Here is a 17,271-nt window from a genome sequence, read left to right on the forward strand (position 1 = left end):
TGGACGCCGCGCGGCCGCGCCGCAAAGGTCCGCACCCGTGGTGCGGGCGTGTTAGCCTGGCGCGACACACTCCCGATAACACGAGGATTAGTCATGGCCTACCCGCCTCAGCAGCCGGGTTTCGACCCGAACCAGCAACCGCCCCAAGGGCAGCCCGGCTACGGGCAGCAGCCGGGCTATGGCCAGCAGCCCCAGCAGCCCGGATACGGGCAGCAGCCGCAGCAGCCGGGGTACGGGCAGACCCCGCCCCCGGGCTACGGGCAGCAGCCCGGTTACGGCCAGCAGCCCCAGCAGCCCGGATACGGCCAGACCCCGCCGCCCGGTTACGGGCAGCAGCCCGGATACGGCGGGCCGGGCGGCCTGCCGCCCGCGCCGAAGAAGTCGAAGACCGGCCTGATCGCGGGCATCGCGGGCGGCGCCGTGGTCCTCATCGTCGCGGTGGTCCTCCTCGTCGTGCAGCCCTGGGGCGGCGGCGCGCCGTCGGCGTCGGACTCCCCCGAGGACGTCGCGGACAAGCTGCTCCCCAAGATGGGCGAGATGTTCGAGGCCGCCTTCTCCGGCGACACCGAGGCGGTCCAGGCGGTCATGGACGACCTCAAGCCCTTCGCCTGCGCGGAGACGCAGGCGGAGATGGACTCGATGGCCGAGGAGTTCGACTTCAGCGGCGCCATGGAGGACGCGGGCATGTCGGACGTGCCCCCGGTGGACATCGAGGTCGACTTCGCCTACGAGATCACCGGTTCGGAGGAGACGGGCGACACCGCCACCGTCGACTACACCGTGAGCTACAACCTGCCGGTGCCCGAGATGAGCGAGGACGGCATGTCCATCAGCGGCTGGACCTCGGAGCGCACCGAGGACGAGGCCGACACGATGGAGCTCATCAAGGAGGACGGCGTCTGGGTCGTCTGCGGCGAGCTCTAGCACCGCACGCGCCGAAGGGCCCCGCCGGATCTCCGGCGGGGCCCTTCGCCGTCGCGGTTCAGACGAGCGCGTCCAGCAGCGGGAAGTAGCCGTCGCGCTGGCCGGCGGCGTTGGGGTGGAAGGACTCCATGATCGGGTAGGAGAGCCCGTTGAGCCATTCGGCGTCGTCGCACACGGCGTGGCCGTCGAAGGCGTCGCGCACGTCGACGTAGTCGAAGCCGTGGCTGAGCGCGACCTGCCCGATGGTGTCGGCCAGCAGGTCGGCGGCGTCGTTCAGCTGCGCCTGCTCGGCGGGGCTGATGCGGGTGATGATGTTGCACTCCTCGCCGTTGAACAGGCGCGGGTAGCCCAGCACGATCACGTCGGCGTTCGGCGCGGCGGACTCGACGGCGTCGTAGACGTCGTGGAGCTTCGCGGGCAGCCGGTCGCGAATGAACTCCTCGGCGGCCTCGATCTGGGCGTCGCAGGTCCACGGGTAGGGGTAGGCGCACTGCTGGACGACCCCGGCCCAGCCGGTGTCGTTGCCGCCGACGGTGATGGTGACGAGGTCGGTGCCGCTCGAGAGCGCGCCGACCTGGTCGGTGAGGACGTCGCCCGTGGTCGCGCCCGAGCAGGCGGCGAAGGCGAGGTCGGCGCCGAGCTCCTCGGCGAGGAGGGACGGGTACGCCGCGCTCGAGCGGTTGCAGTCGGAGCCGTCGTCGATGTAGGAGCGGGTGCCGACGCCGGAGGCGTAGGAGTCGCCGAGTGCGACGTATTCGACGGTCTGGGCCTGGGCGGCGCCGCTGGTGAGCGCGAGGGTCGAAACGACGGCGGCGAGGAGTGCCGCCGCCATTGTGGAGATTCGTCGGGGGTATGACATTTTGGGCTCCGTCTCGAATTTTGTCCGGGGGCGGGCCCTCTTTATATCGGTCCTGTAACGGACGGTCCAGACACGGAACGCGCGATGTCAGAAATACGACAACGGTCGTTCCGCCTGCGGAAGGGGCGTCGGAGGGGTTCACTCGACGCATGGACGGTGGCAGGTGCTCAGAGGCCTTCGGGGAGGTCGAGGCGGTCGAGCGGCTGCGGCCCGGCGGGCGTCTCGGCCAGGAGCCGGTCGGCGTCGTCCTCCTTGGCCGCCTCGGGCTCGGCGAGCAGGCGCCGGACCTCGGCGTCGAGGTGGGCCTCGACCAGGACGGCGAAACGCGCCGCGTCCTCGGCGGCCAGCGCCTCGACGAAGGCGGCGTGCTCGGAGACGAGGTCGCGGTGGACCTCGAAGTGCTCGTACATGGAGAAGGTGCACAGCCGCGTCTCGATGAGCAGGGTGCCCATCATGCGCGCCAGGCGCAGGGACCCGCCCCACGCGGCGAGGGCGCGGTGGAAGTCGAGGTAGGCGTCGCCGAGGGCGCGGGCGTCGTCCTTGCGCAGGGCGCGCTGCATGCGCTTGACCTCGGTGCCGAGCTCGGCGAGGACCGTGCGGCGCTCGGCGGCGGGCCGGGCGAGGATGCGGCGGCCGAGCTCGGGTTCGATGCGGGCGCGCAGCCAGTGGATGTCGCGCACGTCCTCGGGGGTCATGATGCGCACCGCTAGGCCGCGGCGCTTGGGGATGACGAGGAGCCCCTCGGCGGTGAGTCGCTGCATGGCCTCGCGCAGGGGGCCGCGGCTGACGCCCAGCTGGAAGGCGAGCTCGGCCTCGCCGAGGACCGCGCCGGGCGGGAGCGATCCGTCGACGACCGCTTCACGGAGGCGCTCGGCGATGAGGTCCACCGTCGAGGTGCGTCGCACCGGCGCCAGGCGCCCCACCTGGCGGGCGTTCACGAGCCCGCTCACTCCGCTGTTGCGATCAGACACGTCTGCCCGCCCCTCTTCTGTCGCTTCTGGGCAGCATCTTAGCGCCGCTCGTACTTCACGCTTCGCCACAAGCCCCGGTTGCGGCCGCCGTCGACGCATTGACGGTTTCGTTACCGAACGTCGATCATCGTATTGTCGACAAACGTACAATAGAACGTTAGGGTCGGCAAGACAACTGGAGTAGAACACAGGAGGCGACCACCGTGTCGAACGAACCGCATTTCAACCGCCGCAACCTGTTCAGAGGCTCTGCCGTCGGTGCCGCCGCGCTCGGGCTCGCCGCCTGCTCACGGACGGACGACGGCGGCGACGAGGACTCGTCCCTCTTGAAGGACGCCCAGGACGGCGGCACGCTCCGCGTCGCCTACGCGAACGAGGCCCCGTACGCCTACACCGGCGACGACGACGTGGTCACCGGCCAATCGGTCGACGTGCAGAAGCACCTGCTGGGCGAACTCGGCATCGAGGCCGACCAGATCGAGTGGAAGCTCACCGAATGGGGCTCGCTCATCACCGGTCTGGGCACCACGCACGACATGGTCATCGCGGGCATGTACATCACCCCGGACCGCTGCGAGGCGGTCGCGTTCGCGAACCCCGACTACGTCATGCCCGACGCCTTGCTGGTCATGAAGGGCAATCCGGGCGGATGGACCACGCTCAACGAGATGGCCGAGACCGACGGCGTGATCGGCGTCATGAACGGCACCAGTGAGCAGGAGGTCGCCGACGCGATCTTCGACGCCGAGCGCGTCAACGTCCAGCCCGACCTGCCCGCGCTGATCCTGGAACTCAAGGCCGGGCGCTGCGACGCGGTCGGACTCACCTCGGCGAATCTCCAGCTGGCCGCCGACGCCGACGCCGAAGTCGAGGTCACCGAGGGGTTCTGGCTCATCGACCCCGAGACCGGCGAGGACATCATCGGCGCCGGCGCCGCGGTCTTCCAGCCCAAGGACACCGAGTTCCGCGACGCGCTCAACGAGAAGCTCGACGAGCTCCTGGCCGACACCGCCACCTGGGAGGGCCTGGTGAGCCCGTACGGGTTCACCGCCGAGACGAACCACCCCGACGGCCTGACCGCCGAAGACCTCTGCCCGGACACTTACCAGTAGGCGTCATGGACTTCCAAGCGGTCATAGACTCGCTGCCCAGGTACGCCGAGCCGCTGCTGGTGACCATCACGGTCACCGTGGCCTCGGCGGCCCTGGCGCTGCTCGTGGCGTTCGCCCTCGGACTCATGACAAGCTCGAAGCACCTGGCGGTGCGCACCCCGGCACGCGTGTTCGTGGAGTTCATCCGCGGCTCCTCGGTCGTGGTGCAGCTGTTCTGGTTCGCCTTCGCCATGCCCGTGATCCTCGGCATCCAGTTCGACTACCTCATCCTCGCCGGGATCATCGCGCTCGGCCTCAACTACGGGGCCTACTCCTCAGAGGTGGTGCGCGGCGCGATCGCCGCGGTGCCCAAGGGCCAGCTGGAGGCCAGCCTCGCCGTGAACTTCACCCCGTTCCAGCGCCTGCGCCTGGTGGTCCTCCCCCAGGCCTGGCCCGAGATGATCCCCTCGCTGTCCTCGTTCGCGATCATGCTGCTCAAGGCCAGCGCGCTGGTCTCGCTCATCGGCGTCTTCGACATCACCGGGATCGCGAGGATCATCGGCGGGGCGAACGGCGGCGCGAACCAGCTGCCGCACCTCGCGCTGATCCTGGTCGTCTACTTCGTGCTGGCCTGGCTCATCTGGACCGGGATGCGGGCGCTTGAGCGCAAGGCCAAGCGGGGCGTCGGCATCAACACGAGACTTCCCAAGACCCGAGCCGTCGCCCCGCCGGAAGAGGGCGCCAACGCCGCAGGAGGCGTGCTCTGATGAACGAGTGGAACAACGAGACCGTCATCGAGGTCTTCCCCGCCATCTGGGACGGCTTCATCGTCGTCCTCCAGGTCACGCTGGTCGCCGGCCTCATCGCCGTGCTCCTGGGCCTGCTGGTCGCCATCGGCGAGCGCACCGGCCCCGCCTGGCTGAAACGCGTCGTCTCCGGTTTCTTCCAGTTCGTCCGCAACACCCCGCTGCTGGTGCAGCTGCTGTTCGTGTGGACGGCCACGAGCCTGTACATCAACCCCGACTGGAGCGCCTTCATCGTCGGCTCGGCGGTGCTGGGCGTCCACTACGCCTCCTACACCTCCGAGTCCTACCGGGCCGGCATCGAGGCGATCCCGAAGGGCCAGTGGGAGGCCGCGACCGCGCTGAGCCTGCCCACGCACCGGGTGTGGGGCGCGGTCGTCCTCCCGCAGATGATGCGGCGCTCGACCGCCGCCGTCGCCAACTGGGTCATCGCCATGTTCAAAGAGGTCCCGACCCTGTTCGCCATCGGCGTGCTGGAGATGATCGCGCAGGCCCAGAAGTTCCAGGGCCAGCACTACACCGGTGCCGTCGAGGGCTACACCATCGCAGGAATCCTGTTCCTGGCCGCCTCGTACCCGGTGGCGGTCGCGGCGCGGAGATTGGAGAATCGCCTTGCAAAATCCCACTTCTGACCAGCCCATCATCCGCTTCGACCGCGTCGACAAGCGCTTCGGCGACCTGCTGGTCCTCGACAAGCTGAACTTCCAGGTGGACCCCGGCGAGCGCGTGACGCTCATCGGCCCCTCCGGTTCGGGCAAGACCACGATCCTCAGGCTCCTCATGACCCTGGAGAAGGTCACGCCGGCACAGGACCCCGCGGCCGAGGGGGGCGTCATCTACGTCGAGGGCCGGCCCTACTCGCATATGGAGAAGGGCGGCAGGCTGGTCGTCGCCAACGAGCGGTACCTGCGGCAGGCGCGACAGAAGGTCGGCATGGTCTTCCAGCAGTTCAACCTCTTCCCGAACATGAACGTGCTGCGCAACGTCACCGAGGCCCAGGTGCACACCCTGAAGCGCGGCAAGGACGAGGCGGAGTCCAAGGCGAAGGAGCTGCTGGACCTGGTGGGCCTGTCCGACCGGATCGACCACTACCCCAGCCAGCTCTCGGGCGGCCAGCAGCAGCGCGTCGCGATCGCCCGGGCCCTGGCGATGGACCCGGACATCCTCCTGCTCGACGAGGTCACCAGCGCGCTCGACCCCGAGCTGGTCAACGACGTCCTCGGCGTGCTGCGGGACATCGCCGACACCACGAGCATCACCATGCTCATCGTGACGCACGAGATGGGCTTCGCCCGCGACGTCTCCAACCGCGTCATGATGTTCGACAACGGGCAGATCGTCGAGCAGGGCCCGCCCGAGGCGATGTTCTCTGAGCCGCAAGAAGCCCGGACGCAGGACTTCCTTCGGGCCGTGCTCGCGGAGTAGGATTGAGACTCCTCCATCCTTGGAGAGTGTTAGGGGTGTTCGAGGGGGGCGGTCATGAGGGGTTATCGACCGCCCCCCTCATTCTTTTTGCCCTGATTCGCGTTCGGACCTGCGACGGCGCCCGGGTGCGGCCGCCGGCCGCGGGCCGGGAGTGGCACAATCAGACACCGTGTCCGCGCGCGCAAGGCGGCGACCGATCCGCAGAGGGAGCCGATGAACCTGTTCGGCAGGGGCGAGCGCCCCACAGAGGAGACCGTGGCCGTGATCGGCCTCGGCCGGTTCGGCTCCGCCGTCGCCGAGTCCCTCACCCGGCTCGGCCACGAGGTCCTCGCGATCGACGAGCGCCCCGAGATCGTGCAGCGCGCCTCCGAGATCCTCACCCACGTGGTGCAGGCGGACTCGACCGAGTCGGCGGTCCTGACCCAGCTGGGCATCGGCGAGTTCGACCACGTCGTGGTCGCGATCGGCACCGACATCGAGGCGAGCGTCCTCACCGTCCTGGCCTGCGAGGAGGCCGGCGTCCGCGAGATCTGGGCGAAGGCCATCAACGCCAAGCACGGCCAGATCCTCCACCGCACCGGCGCCCACCACGTGGTCTACCCCGAGGCGGCCATGGGCGAGCGCGTCGCGCACCTGGTGAGCGGCAAGATGCTCGACTTCATCGAGTTCGACGACGGGTTCGCGATCGTCAAGACCAAGGCGCCGGCCGAGGCGGTCGGCAAGACCCTCGCCGAGTCGCGCCTGCGCTCCAAGTACGGGGTGACGGTGGTCGGCGTGAAGCAGTCGGGCGAGGACTTCACCTACGCCACTCCCGACACCGTCGTCGCCGGCGGGGACACCCTCATCGTCTCCGGCGCGACCACCAAGGTCGAGGCCTTCGCCTCCACCACTTGACATGATCGACCGCGTCAAGGCCTTCTTCCGCCACCCCGCCCGCCTGGTCCCCCTGATCTTCCTCGCGGCGATCACGGCCTCCACGCTGCTGCTCATGCTGCCGGTGTCGCACGTGGGGACGGCGACCACGCGCTTCACCGACGCGTTCTTCACCGCCACCTCGGCGGTGTCGGTCACCGGCCTGGCCGTGGTCGACACCCCCGTCCACTGGAGCCGGTTCGGCCAGTTCGTCATCATGCTGAGCTTCCAGGTCGGCGGCCTGGGCATCATGACCAGCGCGGTCCTGGTGGGCCTGCTGGTCTCCAGCCGGCTGGGCCTGCGCACCAAGCTCATGACCCGCATGGAGATCAGCCAGGCGCTGAACCTCGGCGACGTCAAGGCGGTGCTGCTGCGGACCGTGGCGTTCTCGCTCGTCGTCGAGGCCGCCGCCGCGCTGGTGCTCGCGATCCGCTTCTCCGCCTACGGGTTCAGCCCGGCCGAGGCGGTCTGGAACGGCGTGTTCCACGCCGTGAGCTCGTTCAACAGCGCGGGCTTCTCGCTGTTCTCCGACTCGCTCATGAGCTACGCCACCGACCCGTGGATCTGCCTGCCGCTGTGCTTCGCGACGATCCTCGGCGGCCTGGGCATGCCGGTGATCTTCGAGATGACGCGGCGCCACTGGGGCCGCCGGCAGTGGTCGGTGCACACCAAGCTGACGCTGGCCGGCTCGGCGGTGCTCCTGGCGGGCGGCTGGATCGCGTTCCTGATGTTCGAATGGTCGAATCCGGCCACGTTCGGGCAGTGGCCCTGGTACGACCGGATCCTCCCGGCGTTCTTCCAGACCTCGATGGTGCGGGCCGCCGGGCTCAACTCCGTCGACATCGGGGCGATGCGCGAGGACTCGCAGCTCGCCTCGATCATCCTCATGTTCATCGGCGGCGGCTCGGCCTCCACCGCGGGCGGGATCAAGGTCACCACGTTCTTCGTGCTGCTGCTGGTGATCTGGGCCGAGGTGCGCGGCGAGCCCGACGTCACGGCCTTCCGGCACCGCATCGCCCCGCCCGTCATCCGCCAGGCCCTCACGGTCGCCCTGGTGTACGTGGCCTGCAACGCCTTCGGCGTGTTCCTCATGCAGCGCTTCGAGCCCGACCTCCAGCTCATGCCCATCATGTTCGAGGTGACGAGCGCGTTCGCCACCCTCGGCCAGTCCACCGGCATCACCGACGACCTGTCCGAGCCGTCCAAGTGGCTGCTGACGATCGCGATGTACACCGGGCGCATCGGACCGGTCCTGTTCGCCGCCTCGCTGGCTTTGCGCAGTCGGCACCGTATGTACCGATATCCCGAGGCCAGACCCCTCGTGGGCTGAGCCGCGAACCCTCAAGAGGTGTGCCCCGCCTCACGAGGCTCCCCACCGACAAGCGAAGATGGTCCCACCACGCCGCAGCGCGGACCGTCGCCCTCAGAAAGGACGCCCCCGATGTCCCGTAAAGCCCGGCAGCGGACCAGTCGTCTCCCCATCCGCATGCAGCTGATGCTGCCGATCGCGGCGGCCCTCATGGGGATGATGGTGCTCGGGCTTTTCCAGACGGTCAGCGTGTGGGACGAGTACCAGAACGCGACCGACGCCGAGGTCCTCGCCGACCTCTCCAAGGCCCTCAACAAGACCCTCGACGTGCACCAGGCCGAGGCCGGCCCGCTGGTGGCCTCGGTCATCAACGGCGGCGGCGGCCAGTTCGACGCCGCGGTGACCCGCCGCGAGACCGACTGGGCGTTCGAGGCCCTGGAGTCGACCGCGGACGCGGCGGTCCAGCGCTTCCCCGACCTCGGGGACGACCTGGAGGCGCTGTTCGACAAGGCCGCCGACCTCCAGGAGGCCCGCGCCGCGTTCGACCTGCTCGCCACCGGCGACGCCGAGTTCACCGACGACGAGGTCGAGGCCGCCTACCTGGTCTACCGCAACGTCGCCGACCAGATCGTCGGCGTCGCCGCGATCCTGCCGCGGCTGGTGGACGACGCGCAGGTCTCGGCGCACCTCGACTCCCTGGCCGCGGTCATGCAGGCCAGCCGCATCGCCGCCGAGATCCAGTTCACCGTGGCCGCCGACCTGGCGCTGCTCAAGGAGGACGGCGAGGTCGTGGTCGGCCGCGCCGAGCTCGCCACGGTCTCCTACCTCTCGGGCTCCTTCGACCGCCAGATCGTGGAGTTCCAGGCCAACGCCTCGGCCGACACCAGCGCGGTCTACCGGGAGGCCATGGACACCGAGGCGGTCACCGACGCCCAGCTGGCCCTCGGCATCTACCTGCGCGGCAACATCCCGACGATCGCCCCCGAGGACTTCTCGGCCGGGCAGGGCGTGGTCGTGGCCGCGCTCGACACGACCCAGGCGTCGGTCATCGACGCGATGGAGGACGACGTCACCGCGATGCGCGAGGCCGCCTCCCGGACCCTCCTGACCACGTTCGCGCTGGTGATCGTCCTGGCGCTGACGGCGATCGTCTCGGCGGCCATGCTCGCGCGGCGCATCAGCCTCCGCGTCGACGGCGTCCGCGAGGCGACCCTGACCGCCGCGTACGACACGCTGCCCAAGACCGTGGCCGCGGTGTCCCAGGCCGCCAACGCCGACGAGGTGGACCGGCTGCTCCAGACCGCGAAGCGCCAGACGCTCCTGTCGGGCGACTCCCGCTACGCCGACGAGCTCGACTCGCTCGCCGAGGCCTTCAGCGCCGCGCACCACCAGGCCCTGCGCCAGACCGCGAACCAGGCCCTGCTGCGCATCGACGTCGAGGCGATGATGAAGACGCTCGCCCGCCGCGGGCAGAGCCTCATCCGCCGCCAGCAGCAGGTCATGGAGTCCCTGGTCGACGACGCCCCGGACGAGGCGGTCCCCGACGAGTGGCGCAGCGTCTACCACCTGCTCGCGCGCATGCGGCGCAACGAGGAGAACCTGCTCCTGCTCGCCGGCGGCGACCCGCAGCGGCGCTACAACCACCCCTCGGGCCTGGAGATGATCATCCGCGACGCCGTGGCCGAGATCGAGGACGCCGGGCGCGTCGTGGTCGAGAACCAGGTCGCGGCCCGCCTCGAGACCAAGCCCGCCGGCGACCTGGTGCGCATCCTCGCCGAGCTGCTCGACAACGCCGCCGCGTACTCGCCGCCGACCCAGTCGGTGCGGGTGACCTCGCGGCGCTCGGGCTCGGAGATCGTCATCTCCATCGCCGACGACGGCATCGGGCTCGCGCCCGAGCCGATGGCCGCGATCAACCGCCGCCTGGCCGAGCCGACCCAGCTCACCTCGGAGCTGACCGCGACCATGGGCCTGCTCGTGGTCGGCCGGCTCGCCGCCGAGCACTCGATCAGCGTCCAGCTGCACTCGACCATGGGCAAGGGCACGCTCGCGCTGGTGCGCATCCCGGCGAGCGCGCACGCCGAGGAGCTCGGCCTGTCCCCCGACGGCTCCGGCGGCTCGGCCGCGCGGCTCGCCCTGTCGGCCCGGGCCGCGAACCTGCCGGTGACCGGGACGGGCGCCGAGGCGTCCGCGCCGAGCGCCGTCGACCCGATCGTGCCGCGCCCGCGCAAGGCCGGCTCCACCCCTGAACCACGGCCTGTAGCTGGGGCGACACACAACGGCGGCAACGGTGCGCAGCCCCCTGCGGGGCCTGCTCCCGAGACGCTGGATGTTACCTTCAGGAAGGTGAACAGAGCACTCGAAACCTCGGGCAGTGTCAACGGCGCCGAACTGCCCCGTCGGGCGCCAGGTTCCCGGCTGCTCCCCGGCTCCGTTCCCAGCCCCCGCGCGGGCGGCGGCGGAGCCGACCTCGATCCCGCCGAGATCCGTGACCGGCTCGCCGGTTTCGCGTCCGGCATCGCGGCGGCCGCCGCACACGAACAACGCCAATAGAAAGCAGCGAGATGGATAGCAAGGACAAGAACGTCGGTGAACTCGACTGGCTCCTGACCTCCTTCGTGGAGAAGGTGCCGGACGTCTCCGAGGCGCTCACGGTCTCCGTCGACGGCCTCGCCATCGCCGCGTCCCGCGGCCTGTCGACCGACCGGGCCGACCAGCTCGCCGCCATCACCTCGGGCCTCGCGAGCCTGACGACCGGCGCGGCCAAGGTGCTCGACGCCGGCCGGATCCGCCAGTCGGTCATCGACATGGACGAGGGCGTGCTGCTGCTCATGGCGGTCGGCGACCGCGCCCAGCTCGCGGTCCTGGCGAACGCCGGCTGCGACCTCGGCCAGGTCGGCTACGAGACCGCCCTGCTGGTCAAGCGGGTCTACGCCGCGCTGGAGCCGGACGCCCGCGGCGGCGCCTAGCCCGCCGCGACACCGCACCGTAGGAGATTGCTCACCCGCGCGCGGCCGCCTCAGGCGGCGGTCCGCGCGCACCACGCCCCCGACCCCGACCGCGGTGATCCGCACTGCGGTCGACCTGCGACAACCACCGAACGCGCACCGTCCCATCACGCTCCGCCACGCCGCATCGGCATCGCCCCTCCGCATCGGCGGCGTTTCGCGGGGCTATGCTGCGTTCGCTACCTGGAAATGAATCTGGAGGCCCACAGGTGACCACGGTTGAGCCGAAGCTTGAGCCAACGCCTATCGTCGCGCGTCCCTGGCCGGTGCGTCGCGAGCCGAACGGCTCCTGGCTCGCCCGCACACTCCGCACGACTGACGCGAAGCAGATCGGACTGCTCTACTTCGTCACGTCGTTCGCGTTCTTCGCCATCGGCGGCATCCTCGCCCTGCTGATCCGCGCGGAGCTGTTCCAGCCGGGACTCCAGATCGTGTCGTCCGAGCAGTTCAACCAGCTGTTCACGATGCACGGCACCATCATGCTGCTCATGTTCGCGACCCCGATCGTGTTCGCGTTCGGCAACTACCTGGTGCCCCTGCAGATCGGCGCGCCCGACGTCGCGTTCCCGCGCCTGAACGCCTTCGCGTACTGGCTGTACCTGCTCGGGTCGATCCTCGCGGTCTCCGGGTTCATCACCCCCGGCGGCGCCGCGTCCTTCGGCTGGTTCGCCTACCAGCCGCTGTCGAACGCGGTGAACTCGCCGGGCATCGGCGCCGACATGTGGTTCATCGGCCTCTCGGTCTCGGGTATCGGCACGATCCTCGGCGCGGTCAACATGATCACCACGATCATCACGATGCGCGCCCCGGGCATGCTCATGTTCCGGATGCCGATCTTCACCTGGAACATCCTCATCACCAGCCTGCTGATCATCCTGGTGTTCCCGATCCTCTTCGCCGCGCTCCTCGCGGTCATGGCCGACCGCCAGCTGGGCGCCCACGTCTTCGACTCCGAGACCGGCGGGGCGATCCTGTGGCAGCACCTGTTCTGGTTCTTCGGGCACCCCGAGGTGTACATCGTGGCGCTGCCGTTCTTCGGCATCGTCTCCGAGATCTTCCCGGTGTTCAGCCGCAAGCCGATCTTCGGCTACAAGACCCTGGTCGCCGCGACGCTCGCGATCGCGGGCCTGTCGATGGCGGTGTGGGCCCACCACATGTACGCGACCGGCGCGGTCATGCTGCCGTTCTTCTCGCTCATGACGTTCCTCATCGCGGTCCCCACGGGCGTGAAGTTCTTCAACTGGATCTTCACCATGTGGAAGGGCCAGCTGACGTTCGAGACGCCGATGCTGTTCAGCCTCGGCTTCCTCGTGACGTTCCTCCTCGGCGGCCTCTCGGGCGTCCTGCTCGCCAGCCCGCCGGTCGACTTCCACGTCTCGGACTCCTACTTCGTGGTGGCGCACTTCCACTACGTGCTGTTCGGCACCATCGTGTTCGCCGTCTACGCCGGCGTCTACTTCTGGTTCCCGAAGGTCGCGGGCCGGATGTACGACGAGCGGCTCGGCAAGGTCCACTTCTGGCTGACGTTCATCGGCTTCCACACCACGTTCCTGGTGCAGCACTGGCTCGGCGCGGAGGGCATGCCCCGCCGCTACGCCGACTACAAGATCTCCGACGACTTCACGACCCTGAACATGATCTCCACGGTGGGCGCGTTCATCCTGGGCCTGTCGACGCTGCCGTTCATCTGGAACCTGTTCAAGTCCTGGAAGGCCGGGCGCGTGGTCGAGACCAACGACCCGTGGGGCTACGGCGGCTCGCTCGAATGGGCGACCAGCTGCCCGCCGCCGCTGCGCAACTTCGACCGCCTCCCGCGCATCCGCTCGGAGCGGCCCGTCTTCGACGAGAAGTGGGGCCATCTGGTGAAGGAAGTCAAGGGGCATTGACCTAGTGCGACGGCGGCCCGGGAGCATTCGCTCCCGGGCCGCCGTCGCGTCCGGGGCGGAAATATCGACGCGGCGGCGCACCGCCCCTACCGCGCGCGGCCGTCCGTCACTAGGATCGGTGATATGAGCCGGGCATTGATCGTGGTGGACGTCCAGATCGACTTCTGCGAGGGCGGGTCGCTGCCCGTCGCGGGCGGCGCCGCCGTCGCGGCGGCCGTCACCGAACTCATCGGGGCCGCCCCCGGGCGCTGGGACCACGTGGTGGCGACCCGCGACTGGCACATCGACCCGGGCCCGCACTTCTCCGCCGAACCGGACTTCCGCGACTCCTGGCCGCCGCACTGCGTGGTCGGCACCCGCGGCTCCGGCTTCCACCCCGACTTCGACCACACGCTGGCCGAGGCCGTGTTCGACAAGGGCGCCTACGAGGCCGCCTACTCCGGGTTCGAGGGCTCGGCCGGCGAGACGAGCCTGGTCGAGTGGCTGCGCGAGCGGGGGGTCGACGCGGTCGACGTCGTCGGCATCGCGACCGACCACTGCGTGCGGGCCACGGCGCTCGACGCCGCGGGCGAGGGATTCAGCACCACGGTGCTGCTCGACTACACCGCCGCGGTGGCGGAGGAGACGAGGGCGAAGGCCCTGGAGGAGTTCGAGCGGGCGGGCGTGGCCGTCAAGTAGCGGGACCGGCCGGGGACGTCATTTGCCGTAGCGGCGGTCGCGCGTGGCGAAGGAGCGGACGGCGCGCAGGAAGTCGACGCGGCGGAAGTCGGGCCAGTTGGAGTCGCAGAAGTAGAACTCCGAGTACGCCGACTGCCACAGCAGGAACCCGGAGATGCGCTGCTCGCCGCTGGTGCGGATGACCAGGTCGGGGTCGGGCTGGCCCGTCATGTAGAGGTGGCGGGCGATGGAGGCGGCGTCGACGGCCTCGGCGGCCTGCTCCAGGCTCGCGCCGGCGGCGGCCTGCTCCAGCATGAACGACCGCACGGCGTCGGCGATCTCGCGCTGGCCGCCGTAGCAGACGGCGAGGTTGACCTGCATGCCGCGTTTCTCGGCGGTGCGCTGCTGGGCGCCCTTGAGGGCGGCCTGGTGCTCTTCGGGCAGGAGGTCGAGGGCGCCGACCATGCGCAGCTGCCAGGGCTGGCCGTCCTCGGCGAGCTCGCCGGCGAGCTCGTCGATGATGTCGAGGAGCGGGTCGAGCTCGTCCTTGGGGCGGGAGAGGTTCTCGGTCGACAGGAGCCAGATGGTGACGTGCTCGACGCCCAGCTCGTCGCACCAGCCGAGGAAGCGCTCGATGTGCTTGGCGCCGGCCCGGTGGCCGTCGTTGGGGTCGGTCAGGCCCATGTCGCGGGCCCAGCGCCGGTTGCCGTCGACCATGACGCCGATGTGCCGGGGCAGGGGCTGGCCGGTCAGCTCGCGTGCGAGCCGACGCTCGTAGATCAGGTAAAGCAGATTCGAGATCGCCACAACCGGCAATTGTAGGCTCCGCGGAATCGCCGCCCGCAGCTTCGCCTCGGCTGCGCCGCCGGGGACCGGGCGCGGGGGCGCCCCGGCCTCGCGCGGCGAAGCGGCCGCGGCCCCGGAAGGCCACGGCCGCTTGGCAACTCCTACTGGACGTCGAGCCGCTGCTTGAGCGCGTCCAGTTCGCTCCACAGGACCGTGGGGAGCCGGTCGCCGAAGCGGGCGAACCAGCTCTCGACGAGCGGGATCTCGGCGGCCCACTCCTCGCGGTCGACCCGGAGCGCGGCCTCGAGGTCGGCCTCGGTGAGGTCGAGCCCGTCGACGTCGAGGGACCCGGGGGTCGGGCAGTGCCCGATGGGGGTCTCGACGGCGTCGGCGCGGCCTTCGAGCCGTTCGACGACCCATTTGAGGACGCGGGCGTTCTCGCCGAACCCGGGCCACAGGAAGCGGCCGTCGTCGGAGCGGCGGAACCAGTTGACGTAGAAGACCTGCGGCATGAGCGCCTCGTCGGTGGCGGCCTTGCCCATCGCGATCCAGTGCCCGAAGTAGTCGGCGGCGTTGTAGCCGATGAACGGGAGCATCGCCATCGGGTCGCGGCGCACGACGCCGACCTGGCCGGTGGCCGCGGCGGTGGTCTCGGAGGAGAGGGTCGCGCCCATGTACACGCCGTGGACCCAGTCGCGGGCCTGCGTCACGAGCGGGACGGTGGTGGCGCGGCGGCCGCCGAAGAGGATCGCGTCGATGGGGACGCCGCGCGGGTCGTCGTACTGCTCGGCGAGCACCGGGCACTGCTTGATCGGCGTGCAGAAGCGGCTGTTGGGGTGGCTGGAGGGCTCCTCGGAGCCGGGGGTCCAGTGGCGGCCCTTCCAGTCGACGGCGTGCTCGGGCGGCTCGCCCATGCCCTCCCACCAGACGTCGCCCTCGTCGGTGAGCGCGACGTTGGTGAACAGGGTGTGGCCCTTCGCGATGGTGCGCATGGCGTTGGGGTTGGTGCGGTAGTCGGTCCCGGGCGCGACGCCGAAGAAGCCGTACTCGGGGTTGACGGCCCACAGGCGCCCGTCCTCGCCGAAGCGGAGCCAGGCGATGTCGTCGCCGAGGGTCTCCACCTTCCAGCCGGGGATGGTCGGCTCGAGCATGGCGAGGTTGGTCTTGCCGCACGCGGAGGGGAACGCCCCGGTCACGTGGTAGACCTTCCCTTCGGGGCTGGTCAGGCGCAGGATGAGCATGTGCTCGGCGAGCCAGCCCTCGTCGCGGCCCATGGCGGAGGCGATGCGCAGCGCGTAGCACTTCTTGCCGAGCAGGGAGTTCCCGCCGTAGCCCGAGCCGTAGGACCAGATCTCGCGCTCGGCCGGGAAGTGGGAGATGTACTTGGTCTCGTTGCAGGGCCAGGGGACGTCGGCCTGGCCGGGGGCCAGGGGCGCGCCCACGGAGTGGAGGCACCTGACGAAGTCGGCGTCGCCGCCCATCGCGGCGAGGACCTCGGTGCCCATGCGGGTCATGATGTGCATGGAGGCGGCGACGTAGGCGGAGTCGGTGAGCTCGACGCCGAACATGGGCTTCTCGGCCTCGGGCGAGCCCATGCAGAAGGGGACGACGTACATGGTGCGCCCGCGCATGGAGCCGCGGTAGAGGCCGGTCATGGTCTCGCGCATGTAGTCGGGGGCGGTCCAGTTGTTGGTGGGCCCGGCGTCCTCGGGGTCGAGCGAGCAGATGAAGGTGCGCTCCTCGACGCGGGCGACGTCGCCCGGGTCGGTGCGCGCGAGGAACGAGTCGGGTTTGGCGGGGACGGGGACGAGGGTGCCGAACGCGACGAGTTCGGCGGTCAGGCGCTCCCATTCGGCCTGGGTGCCGTCGCACCACACGATCTGGTCGGGGTCGGTCAGTTCGGCGACCTCGCCCACCCAGGCCAGGAGTTTGTGGTGGCGGGTGGGTGCGGACTTCAGGCCGGTCCGGGCGGCGGTCGGATCCTCGGGTCCGATCGCGGGTGCGGCGGATGCGGCGGTTTCGATGCTCACGGTGGCTCCTTCGGTTCGGTGCTCTGGCGCGGCTCGCGGCGGGCCGCGACCGGGCGGCGATGTGACGCGGGCGCTCCGGCCGGGACCGGTCTCTTCGGACGCTACGTGAACACGGGGGAACGCGCAGGGACTTGTGTTCGATTGGGCCTGCGCTGAACAGGGATTCCAGGTATCATTTCCCGCCTCGTGCGCATTCGGGCTCGAAACGATCACAACTACTTGCGATTCATGCTTTGCCGAGCATGATCGAGCATGAGCGACTCGATTTGACGCACACTCACAACTAACGCGAACGGTTTCGATCATGGAACGAGCGCGTTAGCGCGCTGTGGCGAAGAAGTTTCGCGCAAGGGCGCGCGGTGTTTTGGCGCGAATACCCGCATGACGTGGCGGTTTGGGCGAAGATGCAGTTCTGCAACTGCACGAGCAGTCCAGGTCGAGGCGTTGGAGAGGCCCATGGCGCACCGCGAACCGGAACCGCAGTCCAACCGCGCCAGGACCGTGGCGGTCGGCACCGCGGCCGTGGTCCTGATCCTGGCCGCGGTGGCGGTCTTCCTGCTCTTCAGGTGAACACGGCGACGGCGGCCGCGATCACCGTGGACCGCGGCCG

Annotated in this window: 15 protein-coding genes; 11 read left to right on the forward strand and 4 right to left on the reverse strand. The window is 69.9% G+C overall.

Features of this window, described 5'->3' with window-relative positions:
* Positions 1-93 precede the first annotated feature (93 nt).
* A complete protein-coding gene (locus LO763_RS17940) occupies positions 94-924 on the forward strand; it encodes a nuclear transport factor 2 family protein (protein WP_230786843.1) in 831 nt (276 codons plus the stop codon).
* 58 nt (positions 925-982) lie between these two features.
* Here LO763_RS17940 and LO763_RS17945 read toward each other — a convergent pair whose 3' ends face one another.
* Both LO763_RS17945 and LO763_RS17950 read right to left on the reverse strand, forming a co-directional pair.
* The gene (locus LO763_RS17945) at positions 983-1,756 is read right to left on the reverse strand and encodes an SGNH/GDSL hydrolase family protein (RefSeq protein WP_230786844.1); all 774 of its coding nucleotides are present in this window, start codon (positions 1,754-1,756) and stop codon (positions 983-985) included.
* Positions 1,757-1,950: 194 nt separating this feature from the next.
* Positions 1,951-2,754 carry a GntR family transcriptional regulator gene (locus LO763_RS17950; protein ID WP_230786846.1) on the reverse strand — a complete coding sequence of 268 codons (804 nt, stop codon included), beginning with the start codon at positions 2,752-2,754 and terminating at the stop codon, positions 1,951-1,953.
* Positions 2,755-2,957: 203 nt separating this feature from the next.
* Between LO763_RS17950 and LO763_RS17955 the strand changes: the two genes are divergently transcribed.
* The 10 genes from LO763_RS17955 to LO763_RS18000 all read left to right on the forward strand — a co-directional run bounded on the left by LO763_RS17955 (position 2,958) and on the right by LO763_RS18000 (position 13,866).
* Positions 2,958-3,866, forward strand: coding sequence for a transporter substrate-binding domain-containing protein (locus LO763_RS17955; RefSeq protein WP_230786848.1), 909 nt, complete (start codon positions 2,958-2,960; stop codon positions 3,864-3,866).
* A gap of 5 nt (positions 3,867-3,871) precedes the next feature.
* Complete coding sequence (locus LO763_RS17960) at positions 3,872-4,612, forward strand: amino acid ABC transporter permease (protein WP_230786850.1); 741 nt, start codon at positions 3,872-3,874, stop codon at positions 4,610-4,612.
* Positions 4,612-5,280: an amino acid ABC transporter permease gene (locus LO763_RS17965; RefSeq protein ID WP_230786852.1), complete on the forward strand. Its 669-nt coding sequence runs from the start codon at positions 4,612-4,614 to the stop codon at positions 5,278-5,280. Before LO763_RS17960 ends, LO763_RS17965 begins: the two co-directional genes overlap by 1 nt.
* Positions 5,261-6,073 carry an ectoine/hydroxyectoine ABC transporter ATP-binding protein EhuA gene (gene ehuA / locus LO763_RS17970; protein WP_255672726.1) on the forward strand — a complete coding sequence of 271 codons (813 nt, stop codon included), beginning with the start codon at positions 5,261-5,263 and terminating at the stop codon, positions 6,071-6,073. Before LO763_RS17965 ends, ehuA begins: the two co-directional genes overlap by 20 nt.
* Positions 6,074-6,286: 213 nt before the next feature.
* Positions 6,287-6,967 (forward strand): potassium channel family protein, encoded by a 681-nt coding sequence (locus LO763_RS17975; RefSeq protein WP_230786854.1) that lies wholly within the window; start codon positions 6,287-6,289, stop codon positions 6,965-6,967.
* Between the two features lies 1 nt (position 6,968).
* Positions 6,969-8,315, forward strand: a complete 1,347-nt coding sequence (locus LO763_RS17980; RefSeq protein WP_230786856.1) for a TrkH family potassium uptake protein — start codon at positions 6,969-6,971, stop codon at positions 8,313-8,315.
* A 111-nt stretch (positions 8,316-8,426) separates the two neighbouring features.
* Entirely contained in the window at positions 8,427-10,847 is a 2,421-nt protein-coding gene (locus tag LO763_RS17985; protein ID WP_230786858.1) for a sensor histidine kinase, read from the forward strand.
* An 11-nt stretch (positions 10,848-10,858) separates the two neighbouring features.
* On the forward strand, positions 10,859-11,263 hold the full coding sequence (locus tag LO763_RS17990) for a roadblock/LC7 domain-containing protein (RefSeq protein WP_230786860.1): 405 nt from the start codon (positions 10,859-10,861) through the stop codon (positions 11,261-11,263).
* A gap of 248 nt (positions 11,264-11,511) precedes the next feature.
* On the forward strand, positions 11,512-13,188 hold the full coding sequence (ctaD, locus tag LO763_RS17995; protein WP_369432024.1) for an aa3-type cytochrome oxidase subunit I: 1,677 nt from the start codon (positions 11,512-11,514) through the stop codon (positions 13,186-13,188).
* Between the two features lie 123 nt (positions 13,189-13,311).
* Positions 13,312-13,866 carry an isochorismatase family protein gene (locus LO763_RS18000; RefSeq protein WP_230786864.1) on the forward strand — a complete coding sequence of 185 codons (555 nt, stop codon included), beginning with the start codon at positions 13,312-13,314 and terminating at the stop codon, positions 13,864-13,866.
* Between the two features lie 18 nt (positions 13,867-13,884).
* On the opposite strand, the gene LO763_RS18005 is transcribed toward LO763_RS18000, so the two are convergent.
* Together LO763_RS18005 and LO763_RS18010 are read right to left on the reverse strand one after the other, a co-directional pair.
* A complete protein-coding gene (locus LO763_RS18005; RefSeq protein ID WP_230786866.1) occupies positions 13,885-14,652 on the reverse strand; it encodes an isoprenyl transferase in 768 nt (255 codons plus the stop codon).
* Positions 14,653-14,792: 140 nt separating this feature from the next.
* Positions 14,793-16,625, reverse strand: coding sequence for a phosphoenolpyruvate carboxykinase (GTP) (locus LO763_RS18010; RefSeq protein WP_369432027.1), 1,833 nt, complete (start codon positions 16,623-16,625; stop codon positions 14,793-14,795).
* Between the last annotated feature and the right edge of the window lie 646 nt (positions 16,626-17,271).

The organism is Glycomyces amatae, from assembly GCF_020991375.1.
In the GTDB taxonomy this organism is placed as follows: Bacteria; Actinomycetota; Actinomycetes; order Mycobacteriales; family Micromonosporaceae; genus Glycomyces; species Glycomyces amatae.

Coding starts and splice junctions, on each gene's coding strand:
- LO763_RS17940 (WP_230786843.1), top strand. CDS start 94: ATGGCCTACCCGCCTCAGCAGCCGGGTTTCGACCCGAACCAGCAACCG.
- LO763_RS17945 (WP_230786844.1), bottom strand. CDS start 1,756: ATGGCGGCGGCACTCCTCGCCGCCGTCGTTTCGACCCTCGCGCTCACC.
- LO763_RS17960 (WP_230786850.1), top strand. CDS start 3,872: ATGGACTTCCAAGCGGTCATAGACTCGCTGCCCAGGTACGCCGAGCCG.
- LO763_RS17965 (WP_230786852.1), top strand. CDS start 4,612: ATGAACGAGTGGAACAACGAGACCGTCATCGAGGTCTTCCCCGCCATC.
- LO763_RS17975 (WP_230786854.1), top strand. CDS start 6,287: ATGAACCTGTTCGGCAGGGGCGAGCGCCCCACAGAGGAGACCGTGGCC.
- LO763_RS17980 (WP_230786856.1), top strand. CDS start 6,969: ATGATCGACCGCGTCAAGGCCTTCTTCCGCCACCCCGCCCGCCTGGTC.
- LO763_RS17985 (WP_230786858.1), top strand. CDS start 8,427: ATGTCCCGTAAAGCCCGGCAGCGGACCAGTCGTCTCCCCATCCGCATG.
- LO763_RS17990 (WP_230786860.1), top strand. CDS start 10,859: ATGGATAGCAAGGACAAGAACGTCGGTGAACTCGACTGGCTCCTGACC.
- LO763_RS18000 (WP_230786864.1), top strand. CDS start 13,312: ATGAGCCGGGCATTGATCGTGGTGGACGTCCAGATCGACTTCTGCGAG.